The following is an 11,967-nucleotide window of genomic DNA, read 5'->3' on the forward strand; positions in this document are numbered from 1 at the left end:
CCCGCTGGGTGGGAGGAGGCTTTCTCCTCTCTAAGGATGCGCATGAAGCGAGTTCTGGCGGCGGCGGTGGCCGCCACGGCGCTGGTCACCGCCGCACCGGCGCAGGCGGCGGCCCCTGATCCGGTGAAGGCGCTGAAGAGCCAGTTCGTGCCTGGGCACGGCGTGAAGATCTCCGAATTGGGCCGAACGGTGGCCAAGGGGAAGAAGCCGGATACCCTCCGCATGACCGGCATCTTCGAGTTCGGCAAGTCAGGGGTCGTCGCCTCTGATGTGACCCTGCGCTTCGTGGAGCACTCGAAGAAGTTCACCCTCCGTGCCGTGACCGTCGGGAAGCAGATGTACTTCCAGAGCGACGAATTCAAGGAGCTGCCCGAAGGCAAGACCTGGGTGCGCATGGGCAAGGCGAGCAAGGCGGACGTCAGCTATCACCCCGTCGACCTCTTCCGGCCCGCGCAGTTGAAAGGCCTGCTCTCGCACGCGAAGTCCAGCACGGGCGGCCTCTACCGGGGCACGCTCACCATCGAGCAGGCGAGAAAGCTCACCAGGAGCTATTACGGCCCTGGGGTGGACTATCGGCTGAGCGTCGGCTCTTCCGGCCTGCCCAGCCGCTTCTCCACCAGCCAGAAAGAACCTTCAGGCTCGCTGGAAACGGTTGACGCCCGCTACAGCGGCTGGGGCCACAAGGTGACGATCAAAGCTCCGCCCGAGGAGCTGGTGACCAGCTCCGAAGAGGTCATTGACGGGATTCTGCAGGAACTGCAGATCCTCCCGAACGAGGCGCTCGCCTCCCGGTAAGGCGTCCTCAGCCCGCGCGGGCCAGGTGAGGCTGTTTCGTGTAGTCGGTCAGGCCGATGACGTTCCCCCAGGGGTCGGCGATCTCGACCGTCCAGCCCGTGAACACCTCGAACGGCTCGATCCCCAGCTCATCGGCCGCCGCGCGGGCGTCGGGCACCTCCAGCCATACGCGCATGGAGCCCGGCCCGCCCTCCTGGACCCGTACCAGCAGCCCCGGGGTCTCCTCCCCGATCGAGAACAGCGCCAGCTCCCCCGTCGCGAACCTTTCCTCCAACCCCAGCACACCCCCGTAGAACTCCCGGGCCCGCGCCAGGTCCGCGACCCCGACCAGGATGTTGTCGACGCCGAGGATCCTCATGACGCGAGCCTCGGGTGGTCGCGCCAGGCGGGCATCGAGCGCATGTAGGCCCTGGTGGCCTCCTCGGCCACGGCTCTGGCCTGGCCCGTGCGCTGGGTCTGCCACTACACCATGCGCTCGAACCGCTCGTCGAAGTCCTGCAGCGTCCCGTCCGGCTTGGCGCACATCCGGCACCACGTGCTGTCCGGGTGACCGGGGGCGTGGTCGTCGGCGGTCCGCATGGGCATCCCGCAGCTCTGACAGTTCACGGCTCGTCCTCTCCTGGGTCTTCGCCCCTGAGGAGCGCCCGGAGCCCCGTGACGAGCCCGTCGCGCTCCTGTGACGTCATCTGACGTACGGCCCGCGCCAGCAGGTCGTCCTCGAGCACCCGTGGTGTGGCCGCCGCGAAGGCCGCCCGCCCTTCGTCCGTGACCCACACGAACACCCGCCGCCGGTCGCGCTCGTCCCTGATCCTGCCCACCAGGCCGCGCTCCTCGACCCGGTTGACCAGCTCGGTCGTCGCGGCCTTGGACAGTTGCAGGTGCTCGGCCAGCTCGCTCAGGGTGAGCGGCCCGGCGGCCTGCAGGTGGCCGAGCACGGCGTGCATCCTGGCGGTCAGCCCGGCCGCGATCGGTCGCTTGGACGCCTTGAACCGCCGGTAGATCGCAGGGTAGAGCCGCGCGACCTCGCGGGCCGCCTCCGCTTCTTCCATCACTTCTTTCGTGTACGAACTATTCGTGTACGAACTGTACTTCGCCGCAGGACGGCGGTCTACCCGAGCCGGGACTCCCGCAGACCCGCCCATTCGAGCGAATGCCTGATGCCCTCCTCGACGGAGTAGCGGGCCCGCCAGTCCAGCAGGCGGCGGGCGCGGTCGCTGCGGGTGTAGGCGCCTGCCACGTCGCCGGGGCGCGGGTCGGTCTCGACGACCTCGATCGGGCGGTCGACGACGCGGTTGAACGCCTCGGCCAGCTCGCGGACGGTGGTGCCGGCGCCGGTGCCCAGGTTGATCGCATCGACGTCCAGCTCGTCGAACCGCCGCAGCGCCGCCACGTGCGCCGTCGCCAGGTCCCAGACGTGGACGTAGTCGCGGATGCCCGTGCCGTCCCTGGTCGGGTAGCCGGTGCCGGTGATCCGGAAGGGGATGCCGTCCTCGTACGCCTCGATCATCTTGCCGAGGGCGTGGCTGGGCCGCCGCAGCTGCAGACCGGTGCGCATCTCGGGGTCGGCGCCGATCGGGTTGAAGTAGCGCAGGGAGAGGATCCTGATCGGGCGGCCTGCGGCGATGTCGGCGAACATGGCCTCGCAGACCGCCTTGGTCCGCGCGTACGGGCTCTGGGGGTCGAGGGGGGAGTCCTCGTTCACCGTGTGGTCGTCACCCGTGCGGTAGATGGACGCGGAGGAGCTGAAGATCATCCGGGTGCAGCCGTTGCGGATCAGGTGATCGACGAACTCGAGGCTCTTGGTGACGTTCGCGCGGTAGTAGCCGATGGGGTCGGCGACGGAGTCGGGGACCACGATGAGCGCGGCACAGTGGACTACGGCCTCAATATCCGGATATTCCGCGAATATCTTGTCAATCAGTGGACCGTCGCTGATATCCCCTTCATAGAACGCCCGCCCCTTCGCGAACTCGCGCCTGCCCGTGACGAGGTTGTCGAGAATGACGGGCTCGATCCCGGCATCGAGGCACGCCGACGCGACCGTGCTCCCGATATATCCCGCCCCGCCAGTAATCAATACACGCATCCCAGCACCCTAAACCCATAATCATCTTGTACGGCTGGCTCCCGCCCACTCACCCCGCCGCCCCCAACTTCGCCCACCACACCCCGTCATGGGCCTCCCCCGATGCGCCCATCCCGGCCTCGCTCGGTACGCCCGTCCCGGCCTCGCTCGGTACGCCCGTCCCGGCCTCGCTCGGTACGCCTACCCCGGGCCTTGCTCGATGCGCCGCCGCTCAAGACTCGCCCGCCACATCTCGCGTAGCACTCGCCCGTCAGGCACCGCCTGACCCTCGCTCGCTGCGGCCCCGGAGGCACATCCCGACTCCATAGCCGCACCGCCCCCGCACCCGACCTCGCCGCCACCCTCCAGGAGCCCCACCACCCCCGGGGAGGAGCGCCACTGGAGCAAGGGGGCCAGGGCTGCCCGGCTGGCGCGGTATCGGAAACGGGTGGTGGTCTGGGCTTGTTGGGTCTGGTGTTGGCGTGCAACATTTCCTGATATGGGCAGAGACGTGCCAAGCGTCGTCTTCAGCCGGGACGACCGACGGAAATATCGGGAAAAGGTGTATCGATGCCTCGACGTCTTCGCCCAGATGTTGCGCGAGTCCCGCTTTGAGATCGAGCGCCCCCTCGCCGGCCTGGAGATCGAGCTCAACATCGTGGACGCGTACGGCGAGGCGGCCATGCGCAACGCCCAGGTGCTGGCCGCGATCGAGCAGCCCGACTGGGCCACGGAGCTGGGACAGTTCAACATCGAGATCAACATCGAGCCGCAGGAGCTGGGCGGCGACGGCGCGCTCCGCCTGGAGGACGACGTCAGGACGCGGCTCAACCACGCCGAGGAACGCGCCCGCTCCCAGGACGGTCACCTCGTACTGATCGGCATCCTGCCCACCCTGCGCGAGCAGGACATCGGCGAGGGCACGCTCTCCGCGAACCCTCGCTACCGTCTGCTCAACGAGCAGATCTTCGCGGCCCGCGGCGAGGACCTGCACCTGGCCATCGAGGGCGTCGAGCGCCTGGACACCCACGCGGACAGCGTCGCCCCCGAGGCCGCCTGCACGAGCGTGCAGCTGCATCTGCAGGTCAGCCCCGACGCGTTCGCCTCGCACTGGAACGCGGCCCAGGCCATCGCCGGGCCCCAGGTGGCGGTGGCGGCCAACTCCCCGTACCTGTTCGGCAAGGAGTTGCACCGCGAGACCAGGATCACCCTGTTCGAGCAGGCCACGGACACGCGGCCGGCCGAGTTGAAGACGCAGGGAGTGCGGCCGAGGGTGTGGTTCGGGGAGCGGTGGATCACGAGCGTCTTCGACCTGTTCGAGGAGAACGTCAGCTACTACCCGGCCCTGCTGCCCCTGTGCGAGGACGAGGACCCCCGTACCGAGCTCGAACAGGGCCGCATCCCCCACCTGCACGAGCTGACCCTGCACAACGGCACGATCTACCGGTGGAACCGGCCGGTGTACGCGGTGGTGGACGGGGTGCCGCACCTGCGCGTGGAGAACCGCGTGCTGCCCGCCGGGCCCACCGTGGCCGACATCGCGGCGAACGCGGCGTTCTACTACGGGTTGATGCGCGTGCTGCCGTACACCGAGCGGCCGATCTGGAGCCAGATGTCGTTCCAGGCGGCGGAGGACAACCTCGGCGCGGCGGCGCGGCACGGGCTGGACGCGCGGCTGTACTGGCCGGGCATGGGTGAGGTGCCGGCGGCCGAGCTGATCCTGCGGCGCCTGCTGCCCATGGCGCGCGAGGGGCTGGCCAGGTGGGGCGTGGACGGTCCCGTTGCCGACCGGCTGCTCGGCATCATCGAGGGGCGCTGCCTGACCGGCCGTACGGGGGCGAGCTGGCAGGTGGAACGCGTGCGCGCGCACGAAGAAGTCTCCGGGGACCGGCACGAGGCGTTGCGGTCCATGATGCTCGGGTACATCGAGCGGATGCATACCAATGAGCCCGTCCACACTTGGGACGTGTGAAGCCCGTGAAGCGCATTCTGATCGTCGCCCTGGTCCTCCTGGTCGGCGCCTGCGGCCTCACCAGGCGGCCGTCCATGGACACTCAGGGGGCCGACTCGTTCGAGGACGATGTGCGTACCGCCCGTACGCTGACGGAGGCGTTCTGGACCCAGCAGTTCCAGCAGAGCGGGCGGACCTATCGGCCTATCTCCGACTTCGTCCCCTACTCCGGGAACTCCGGCCCCAGCTGCGGCAACGAGCCCGCCGTCCCGAACAACGCCTTCTACTGCCCCATCGGCCACTTCATCGCCTTTGACCAAACCTGGATGGAGTCGCTCTGGAACGAGATGGGCGACGGGTCGGTCTACGTGATCATTCCCCACGAGTTCGGGCACGCGATCCAGGCGCAGCTCCAGACGAACTTCCAGCTCAACGTACAAATGGAGCTCCAGGCCGACTGTTACGCGGGCGGGACCCTCTCGGCGCTCGTGCGCTCGGGCGTGCTCAACACGCAACCGGGCGACGAGGACGAGCTGCTCACGAGCCTGGAGGCGGCGGGCGACCCGACGGACGACTGGCTGAACCCGTCTGCTCACGGGACGGCCGAGCAGCGCCAGACGTCGTTCGCGACCGGTTATCGGGACGGCGTGAACGCGTGCTGACCGGGGCGTACACGCGGGGCGCGGATCGGACCCCAGGATGTATTCGCGGGTCAACCCAGAGGATGATGTATCTGATCATGCCCACGCTCTACCGTTGACCCATGCCATTGGAGGAGATCGGCTGGCTGCGAAGGGGTGCGTGCAGATCCAGCGACCCTGACCTCTTCTTCCCCCTCGCCCCCACCCCCTTGCAGGAGGCCCGCGCCAAAGCGGTCTGCGCGCGCTGCCAGGTCATCGAGGAGTGCCGCGCGTACGCGTTACGTTCAGGCGAGTCGGAGGGCATCTGGGGCGGCCTCACCCCGGAAGAGCGCCGCCGCAGCCGCTTCCCCACAGGCTGGCGCCGCCCAGCCGCCTCCTGACCCCGACCGACCGGCGCCGCGGGCGAAGCCAGGCGTGGGCGAAGCCGACCGCGTGAGTGGAGTACGTGGGCGAAGCTGACCGCGTAGGTGGAGTACGTGGGCGGAGCCGGGCGCGTGGGTGGAGCCGGGCGCGTGGGTGGAGTGCGAGGCGTGGGCGGAGCCGAGGGCGTGGGTGGAGTGCGTGGGCGTGGGTGGAGTGCGTGGGCGAAGATGCTGTGGGCGACGTAGCCTGGCAAGGGTGTTGCTCCGCTCGATCGCGATCCTCGCCGCAGCCAACCTCCTGAACAACAAGGTGGCCCCTCGCCTGGCCCCCCTGACCTCGGCCGCCGCGACCGCCGCCCTGGTGGCGGCGGCCCGCAGGTCCGGCCTGTCGTGGAAGGAGCTCGGGTTCGAGCACGGCCGGCGCGGCGCCGTGGCGGGAGGCGCGCTGGCGGCGGCGGTGGCGGCCGTTTACGCCGTCGGCATCGCCAACCCCCGCACCAGGCAGCTCTTCCGCGACGAGCGTGCCCTGTCGCTCTCGCGCGCCCGCGTCCTGGAGGAGGCCCTGCTCCAGGTCCCGCTGGGCACGGTCCTGCTGGAGGAGGTGGGCTTCCGGGGCGCCCTGTACGCGATGCTGCGCAAGGATCACGGCACGGTGGCCGCCACGGCGATCTCGTCGTCCCTGTTCGGCCTCTGGCACATCCTCCCGGCCATCGACATGGCCCACGCCAACCCCGCCCTCGGCGCCCTGACGTCGGGCGACTCCCCGGCCCGCCTGGACACGGCACGGGTGGTGGCGGGGAGCGTGGTGTCCACGGCGGCGGCCGGGGTGCTGTTCTGCGAGCTCCGGCGCCGCGGCGGCCTCCTGACCCCGGCCATGCTGCACCTGGCCACCAATTCCTTCGGCTACCTCTTCGCCCGCCTCGCCGCCAAGCGAAAGTGACGGAACGTGAGCATTTCCGGCACTCCGGTGGATCTTTGATCAGCCGAGGATGAGGATTCCTGACCCGAAGGGGGAAGATCCTTCACCTTCGATTGGAGCGTTCCATGAACGTCCCACCTCGATGCTTTAACGTCTCCAGCGCGCGCTTCCCGCAGTCGGGGAATGCGTATATCAAGATCACAAGTTCTGATATACGATGGAGGCACGGAGGTGGTGTTGCATGCGTACGGTAATCGACATCGACAAGGAGCTACTGGAGGTCGCCCAGCACGAGTTGGGGACTTCGACCATGAAGGAGACGGTGAACGCGGCCCTGGAGGAGATCGCCGAAAGGGCAAAGCGTCGCGAAGCGTTCGAATACTGGCGTACCCGGGACTATTCCGATCTTCTGGATCCGGAGATCATGAAGCATGCGTGGTAGCCACCGGCGTGGTCTACCTCATCGACAAGAGCGCACTGGCACGCATGCCGCACCCGGCGGTCCACCGCGCACTCGAGCCGCTCATGCTCGACAAGATGCTGGCCATCTGTGAGGTCACGCAGCTCGAGGTCCTCTTCAGCGCGCGTGACCCGGCGGATTACGAGCGCGACGCCCACTACCTGCGCGAGGGCTTCCGCCTCCTGTCCATCCATGAGAAGGAGGCGGCCGCCCGGGCGCTGGACGTCCAGGCGATCCTCGCGCGCAAATCGCACCACCGGGCCGTCGGACCGAGCGACCTGCTGATCGCCGCCTGTGCCGAGGTGCACGGGGCGACGATCCTGCATTACGACCGGGACTTCGACGTCATCTCCGAGGTCACCGGCCAGCCCTCCCTCTGGGTCGTGTCCCCAGGGTCGGTGCCCTAGGGAGGGTCAGCCCGTGGGGACGACCTGGAAGGCCTCCGCGTAGTGGCCCGAGGCGAAGCCGGCCTGGTCGGCCCAGGCGGCGAAGCGGGTCTTGACGAAGTCGACGAAGCCCTCCACGTGGGCGACCTGGCTCACATGTGACTGCAAGGCCGCGAGCTTGCGGTCCATGGCCTCGGTGACGTCCACCCAGTGGTTGGGGGTCGAGCCGCCCGTCAGCCAGACCTCACGTACGGTCCACGCCTCCAGGCCCTCCTCCCGCACCAGTTCGGGGAAGGCGTAGGGGTTGCGGGCGTCCGGGTAGACGGCGTCCAGGGCGGAGCCGCCCACCGCGCGGTGGTCGGGGTGGCTGGGGGCGACGTTGTGGTAGTTGCGATCGGGGTGGTGGGTGATGACCAGGTCCGGCCTGACCTGACGGATCACGCGGGAGATGTCGCGCCTCAGCTCGATCGAGGGCACCACGAGCCCGTCCTTGTAGCCGAGGAACCGCACGTCGGTGACGCCGACCGCCTTGGCGGCGGCCCGCTGTTCGGTCCTGCGGAGCTCGGCCATGCCGGAGTTGTCCAACGTACGTTCGTTGCCGCCCGCATCGCCATCCGTGGCCAGCAGGTACGTGACCTCGACGCCCTTGTCGACGAACAGCGCCACGCTCCCCGCCGCGCCGAAGTCGACGTCGTCCGGATGGGCGGTCACCACGAGGACCCGGTTGATCTCGGCTTCCGGCAGCATGACTCCCCTTTCTGAAGTTCTACGAAAAGACAACCGGCCCTCCGCCGAAGGCATTCCGGGCGCCGATTGTCGGTGGGGCGTCCTAACCTAGATAGGTGCCGACCCAAGTCTCTGTTGACCACCCTCTGCTCGACGGCCTCAACCCTCAGCAGCGCGAGGCCGTGATCCATCATGGCAGTCCGCTGCTCATCGTGGCGGGGGCGGGCTCCGGGAAGACGCGGGTGCTCACGCATCGCATCGCGTACCTGCTGGCCGAGCGCGAGGTGCACCCGGGCGAGATCCTGGCGATCACCTTCACCAACAAGGCCGCCCGCGAGATGAAGGAGCGCATCGACAAGCTGGTCGGCCCGCGGTCCAGGGCGATGTGGGTGATGACGTTCCACAGCGCCTGCATGCGCATCCTGCGGCGGGAGGCCAAGCGGCTGGGGTTCCCGTCGAGCTTCTCGATCTACGACCAGGCCGACTCGCAGCGGCTCATGGCCATGGTCTGCAGGGAGATGGAGCTCGATCCCAAGCGTTACCCGCCGCGCTCCTTCTCGGCCCAGGTCAGCAACTTCAAGAACGAGCTGATCGACTACGAGACCGCGCTCGACAAGGCGGGCTCGCACCTGGAGAAGACGCTGGCGGAGGCGTACAAGGCCTATCAGCTCAAGTTGACCGAGGCCGGCGCGATGGACTTCGACGACATCATCATGAACACGGTGACGTTGTTCCAGCTCTTCCCCGACGTGGCCGAGCACTACCGGATGCGGTTCAGGCACGTGCTGGTCGACGAATACCAGGACACCAACCACGCCCAGTACATCCTGATCAGGGAGTTGGTCGGGCATCCCGAGCTGCGCACGACCGACGGCGAGCTGGTCCGGACGGGCTCCGACATGTCCGAGCTGTGCGTGGTGGGCGACGCCGACCAGTCCATCTACGCCTTCCGCGGCGCGACGATCCGCAACATCCTGGAGTTCGAACGCGACTATCCGGACGCGCGCACCATCCTGCTGGAGCAGAACTACCGCTCCACCCAGAACATCCTGGCCGCCGCCAACGCGGTCATCGCGCGCAACGAGTCGCGCAAGCCCAAGAACCTCTGGTCCGACCAGGGCGACGGGCCCAAGATCGTGGGATATGTCGCCGACAACGAGCACGACGAGGCCATGTTCGTGGCCCAGGAGGTCGACCGGCTCAGCGACGAGGAAGACGTCAAGCCGGGCGAGGTGGCCGTCTTCTACCGGACCAACGCGGCCTCCCGGGTGTTCGAGGAGATCTTCATCCGCACCGGGCTGCCGTACAAGGTGGTCGGGGGCGTGCGCTTCTACGAGCGCAAGGAGGTCAAGGACCTGCTGGCGTACCTGCGCGTGCTGGCCAACCCGGCCGACGTGGTCTCGCTGCGCCGCATCCTCAACGTGCCCAAGCGCGGCATCGGCGACCGCGCCGAGGCGATGGTCGAGGCGCTGTCGTCGCGCGAGCGCATCCCGTTCTGGGACGCGCTGCGCAGGGCCGACGAGGCGTACGGGATGGCCACGCGCTCGCTCAACGCCGTACGCGAGTTCGTCGCGATGCTCGAGGAGCTGATCGCCAAGGCCGAGGGCATGCCGCCGTCGGCGCTGGCCGAGGAGGTGCTGGTGGCCACCGGCTACCGCGCCGAGCTGGAGGCGTCGGAGGACCCGCAGGACGAGTCGCGCCTGGAAAACCTCAACGAGCTCATCTCCGTCGCCTCCGAGTTCGAGGAGGCCAATCCGGAGGGGACGCTGGTGGAGTTCCTGGAGCAGGTGTCGCTCGTGGCCGACGCCGACCAGATCCCCGAGGCCGACGGCGGGCAGGGGGTCGTCACGCTGATGACCCTGCACACCGCCAAGGGGCTGGAGTTCCCCGTCGTCTTCCTGACGGCCATGGAGGACGGGGTGTTCCCGCACATCCGCTCGCTCGGGGAGCCCAAGGAGCTGGAGGAGGAGCGGCGGCTGGCGTACGTGGGGATCACCAGGGCGCAGCAGCGGCTCTACATCACGCGGGCGGCCGTGCGCAGCTCCTGGGGGGCGCCGGCGTTCAACCCGGCCTCGCGGTTCGTGAACGAGGTGCCGGGGCAGCTCATCGACTGGCGTACGGATCCGGAGAAGTCCGCCTGGAGCGCGGCCACCCGCAAGGAGCCCGCCGCCCGCCCGCCCGCCAAGACCGGCGGGCGGAAGGTGCCTTCGCTGGCGCCCGGCGACCGGGTGACGCATGACGCGTTCGGGCTGGGCACGGTGGTGTCCGTGGACGGGGTGGCGGAGAAGACCAAGGTCAAGATCGACTTCGGCAGCGGCGGGGAGAAGACGCTGCTGCTGGCGTACGCGCCCATCGACAAGCTCTGACCGGCCCCTGACGGCCGCAGGGCCGCCCTCCCTGGCCTTGGGAGAGCGGCCCTGATGTCCTTACGGGGTCAGCCCTTCAGGGCGCTGCCCTTCTTCCACTGGGTCCAGTTCAGCTGCCAGTAGCTCCAGCCGTTGTTCCACTGCAGCTTGCGCTTCGTACCGGTGATCTTGACGACGTCGCCGCGCTGGGCGATGCCGTAGAACCACTTGGCTCCGGCGGGGGTGGCCCGCACGCAGCCGTGGCTCTGGTTGGAGCGGCCGAGGAACTGGTAGTAGCCGGCGCTCTGGTGCACGTACTCACCGCTGTCGGAGATGCGGACCGCCCACGGGATCTCCTCCTTGTAGTAGCGCGGATCCTTGGGATCCGTCACGCCCATCCAGGAGGAGGTCATGGTCTCCACGGCCTTCTTGCCCATGGTGAGGTGAACACCGCTGGTGGTGAGGTAGACGTCCACGCCGTTCTTGATCAGCCCGCCCCTGCCTGCGCTGATCGGGATCTTCTTGGTCAGCTTGCCGTCGCGGTAGACCTTCATCTGGTGGTTACGGGTGTTGACCACGGAGATCTGCGACGTGCCGACGGCGAAGCGGCGGGAGACGTCCTTGGCACCGGTGTTGCCGGGGAGCTGCGACAGGCGGGCGGTGAAGAGGACCTTCTGGTGAGGCTTCCAGTACGTCTTCGTCCGGTAGATGACCTTGCGCGCCGACACCCAGCGCCAGGCGCCGTCGACCGGCTTCTCCGCCTCCACCTCCAGCAGCGCCTCCGCGGCCGCCCGGTCCTTCACGTCGCGGTCGAACGTGACGATGATCGGGAAGCCGACGCCTACCTTCTCCGACTCCTCCCCCATCGGGGTGATGTCGGCTATATCGAGCTTGACCTTTTTTGCGGGCTTGTCCGGCTCGTCCGGGGCCGTGACGCTCACCGCGCCGGCGGCCCGGACCACCGAGGCTTGCTGCGTTTGCGGAACGGGGACGTTCTCCGCCGCACAGGCCGTCATGGCGGCCAATGCGACCAGGACCGGCAGCATCCGGGGGACGCGATTCAAGGGGGCTACTCCTGGGATATGTGCTTTTTCTCCTTTATGTGTGACAACTGAGGCGGGAGTTTTGTGGGCGTACCAACGATAACTATCCCGTAACGTTCCAAACCTGCACGGATGAACCCCCTCCCCACGGGGAACCCGCGCCCGACGCGGTGCCGGGTGCCGGGTGCCGGGTGCCGGGTGCCGGGTGCCGGGTGCCGGGTGCCGGGTGCCGGGTGCCGGGAGCGCGGGGCGGGGGGCGGGGGGACGGGGGAGG

At 68.5% G+C, this 11,967-nt stretch carries 14 protein-coding genes; 8 read left to right on the forward strand and 6 right to left on the reverse strand.

Annotation, left to right across the window (positions count from 1 at the left end; all coding sequences use genetic code 11):
* On the forward strand, positions 1-795 hold a 795-nt coding region (locus ACWDX9_RS51460), incomplete at its 5' end, for a hypothetical protein (RefSeq protein ID WP_449968990.1).
* Between the two features lie 7 nt (positions 796-802).
* Here the strand turns inward: ACWDX9_RS51460 and ACWDX9_RS51465 are convergent.
* The 4 genes from ACWDX9_RS51465 to galE all read right to left on the reverse strand — a co-directional run bounded on the left by ACWDX9_RS51465 (position 803) and on the right by galE (position 2,881).
* Entirely contained in the window at positions 803-1,153 is a 351-nt protein-coding gene (locus ACWDX9_RS51465; RefSeq protein WP_449968992.1) for a VOC family protein, read from the reverse strand.
* Positions 1,154-1,257: 104 nt separating this feature from the next.
* Positions 1,258-1,401, reverse strand: a complete 144-nt coding sequence (locus tag ACWDX9_RS51470; RefSeq protein WP_449968995.1) for a zinc ribbon domain-containing protein — start codon at positions 1,399-1,401, stop codon at positions 1,258-1,260.
* Positions 1,398-1,844: a MarR family winged helix-turn-helix transcriptional regulator gene (locus tag ACWDX9_RS51475; RefSeq protein WP_449968998.1), complete on the reverse strand. Its 447-nt coding sequence runs from the start codon at positions 1,842-1,844 to the stop codon at positions 1,398-1,400. The genes ACWDX9_RS51470 and ACWDX9_RS51475 overlap by 4 nt, the downstream gene beginning before the upstream one ends.
* 59 nt (positions 1,845-1,903) lie before the next feature.
* The gene (gene galE, locus ACWDX9_RS51480; RefSeq protein WP_449969001.1) at positions 1,904-2,881 is read right to left on the reverse strand and encodes a UDP-glucose 4-epimerase GalE; all 978 of its coding nucleotides are present in this window, start codon (positions 2,879-2,881) and stop codon (positions 1,904-1,906) included.
* A 541-nt stretch (positions 2,882-3,422) separates the two neighbouring features.
* Here galE and ACWDX9_RS51485 point away from each other — a divergent pair.
* The 6 genes from ACWDX9_RS51485 to ACWDX9_RS51510 all read left to right on the forward strand — a co-directional run bounded on the left by ACWDX9_RS51485 (position 3,423) and on the right by ACWDX9_RS51510 (position 7,600).
* Positions 3,423-4,832 carry a glutamate--cysteine ligase gene (locus ACWDX9_RS51485; protein WP_449969004.1) on the forward strand — a complete coding sequence of 470 codons (1,410 nt, stop codon included), beginning with the start codon at positions 3,423-3,425 and terminating at the stop codon, positions 4,830-4,832.
* A 5-nt stretch (positions 4,833-4,837) separates the two neighbouring features.
* Positions 4,838-5,473 carry a neutral zinc metallopeptidase gene (locus ACWDX9_RS51490; RefSeq protein WP_449969006.1) on the forward strand — a complete coding sequence of 212 codons (636 nt, stop codon included), beginning with the start codon at positions 4,838-4,840 and terminating at the stop codon, positions 5,471-5,473.
* Positions 5,474-5,574: 101 nt separating this feature from the next.
* Positions 5,575-5,832, forward strand: a complete 258-nt coding sequence (locus tag ACWDX9_RS51495; RefSeq protein ID WP_192790004.1) for a WhiB family transcriptional regulator — start codon at positions 5,575-5,577, stop codon at positions 5,830-5,832.
* Between the two features lie 238 nt (positions 5,833-6,070).
* Positions 6,071-6,754 (forward strand): CPBP family intramembrane glutamic endopeptidase, encoded by a 684-nt coding sequence (locus ACWDX9_RS51500; RefSeq protein ID WP_449969008.1) that lies wholly within the window; start codon positions 6,071-6,073, stop codon positions 6,752-6,754.
* A gap of 220 nt (positions 6,755-6,974) precedes the next feature.
* Positions 6,975-7,175: a type II toxin-antitoxin system VapB family antitoxin gene (locus ACWDX9_RS51505; protein ID WP_364243537.1), complete on the forward strand. Its 201-nt coding sequence runs from the start codon at positions 6,975-6,977 to the stop codon at positions 7,173-7,175.
* Positions 7,169-7,600, forward strand: a complete 432-nt coding sequence (locus ACWDX9_RS51510) for a PIN domain-containing protein (RefSeq protein ID WP_449969010.1) — start codon at positions 7,169-7,171, stop codon at positions 7,598-7,600. The genes ACWDX9_RS51505 and ACWDX9_RS51510 overlap by 7 nt, the downstream gene beginning before the upstream one ends.
* Before the next feature lie 6 nt (positions 7,601-7,606).
* Here the strand turns inward: ACWDX9_RS51510 and ACWDX9_RS51515 are convergent, their stop codons facing one another.
* On the reverse strand, positions 7,607-8,326 hold the full coding sequence (locus tag ACWDX9_RS51515) for a PIG-L deacetylase family protein (RefSeq protein ID WP_449969013.1): 720 nt from the start codon (positions 8,324-8,326) through the stop codon (positions 7,607-7,609).
* Positions 8,327-8,421: 95 nt separating this feature from the next.
* Here ACWDX9_RS51515 and pcrA point away from each other — a divergent pair, with 95 nt between their 5' ends.
* Positions 8,422-10,671, forward strand: a complete 2,250-nt coding sequence (gene pcrA, locus ACWDX9_RS51520; RefSeq protein WP_449969016.1) for a DNA helicase PcrA — start codon at positions 8,422-8,424, stop codon at positions 10,669-10,671.
* Positions 10,672-10,739: 68 nt separating this feature from the next.
* Here the strand turns inward: pcrA and ACWDX9_RS51525 are convergent, their stop codons facing one another.
* Complete coding sequence (locus tag ACWDX9_RS51525; protein ID WP_449969018.1) at positions 10,740-11,714, reverse strand: L,D-transpeptidase; 975 nt, start codon at positions 11,712-11,714, stop codon at positions 10,740-10,742.
* Positions 11,715-11,967 lie beyond the last annotated feature (253 nt).

The sequence above is a fragment of the Nonomuraea sp. NPDC003201 genome, assembly GCF_053590415.1.

Bases quoted from the DNA above. Each gene is read 5' to 3' on its own strand.
- ACWDX9_RS51495 (WP_192790004.1), top strand. From the start codon at position 5,575: ATGCCATTGGAGGAGATCGGCTGGCTGCGAAGGGGTGCGTGCAGATCC.
- ACWDX9_RS51465 (WP_449968992.1), bottom strand. From the start codon at position 1,153: ATGAGGATCCTCGGCGTCGACAACATCCTGGTCGGGGTCGCGGACCTG.
- ACWDX9_RS51475 (WP_449968998.1), bottom strand. From the start codon at position 1,844: ATGGAAGAAGCGGAGGCGGCCCGCGAGGTCGCGCGGCTCTACCCTGCG.
- ACWDX9_RS51515 (WP_449969013.1), bottom strand. From the start codon at position 8,326: ATGCTGCCGGAAGCCGAGATCAACCGGGTCCTCGTGGTGACCGCCCAT.
- ACWDX9_RS51505 (WP_364243537.1), top strand. From the start codon at position 6,975: ATGCGTACGGTAATCGACATCGACAAGGAGCTACTGGAGGTCGCCCAG.
- galE (WP_449969001.1), bottom strand. From the start codon at position 2,881: ATGCGTGTATTGATTACTGGCGGGGCGGGATATATCGGGAGCACGGTC.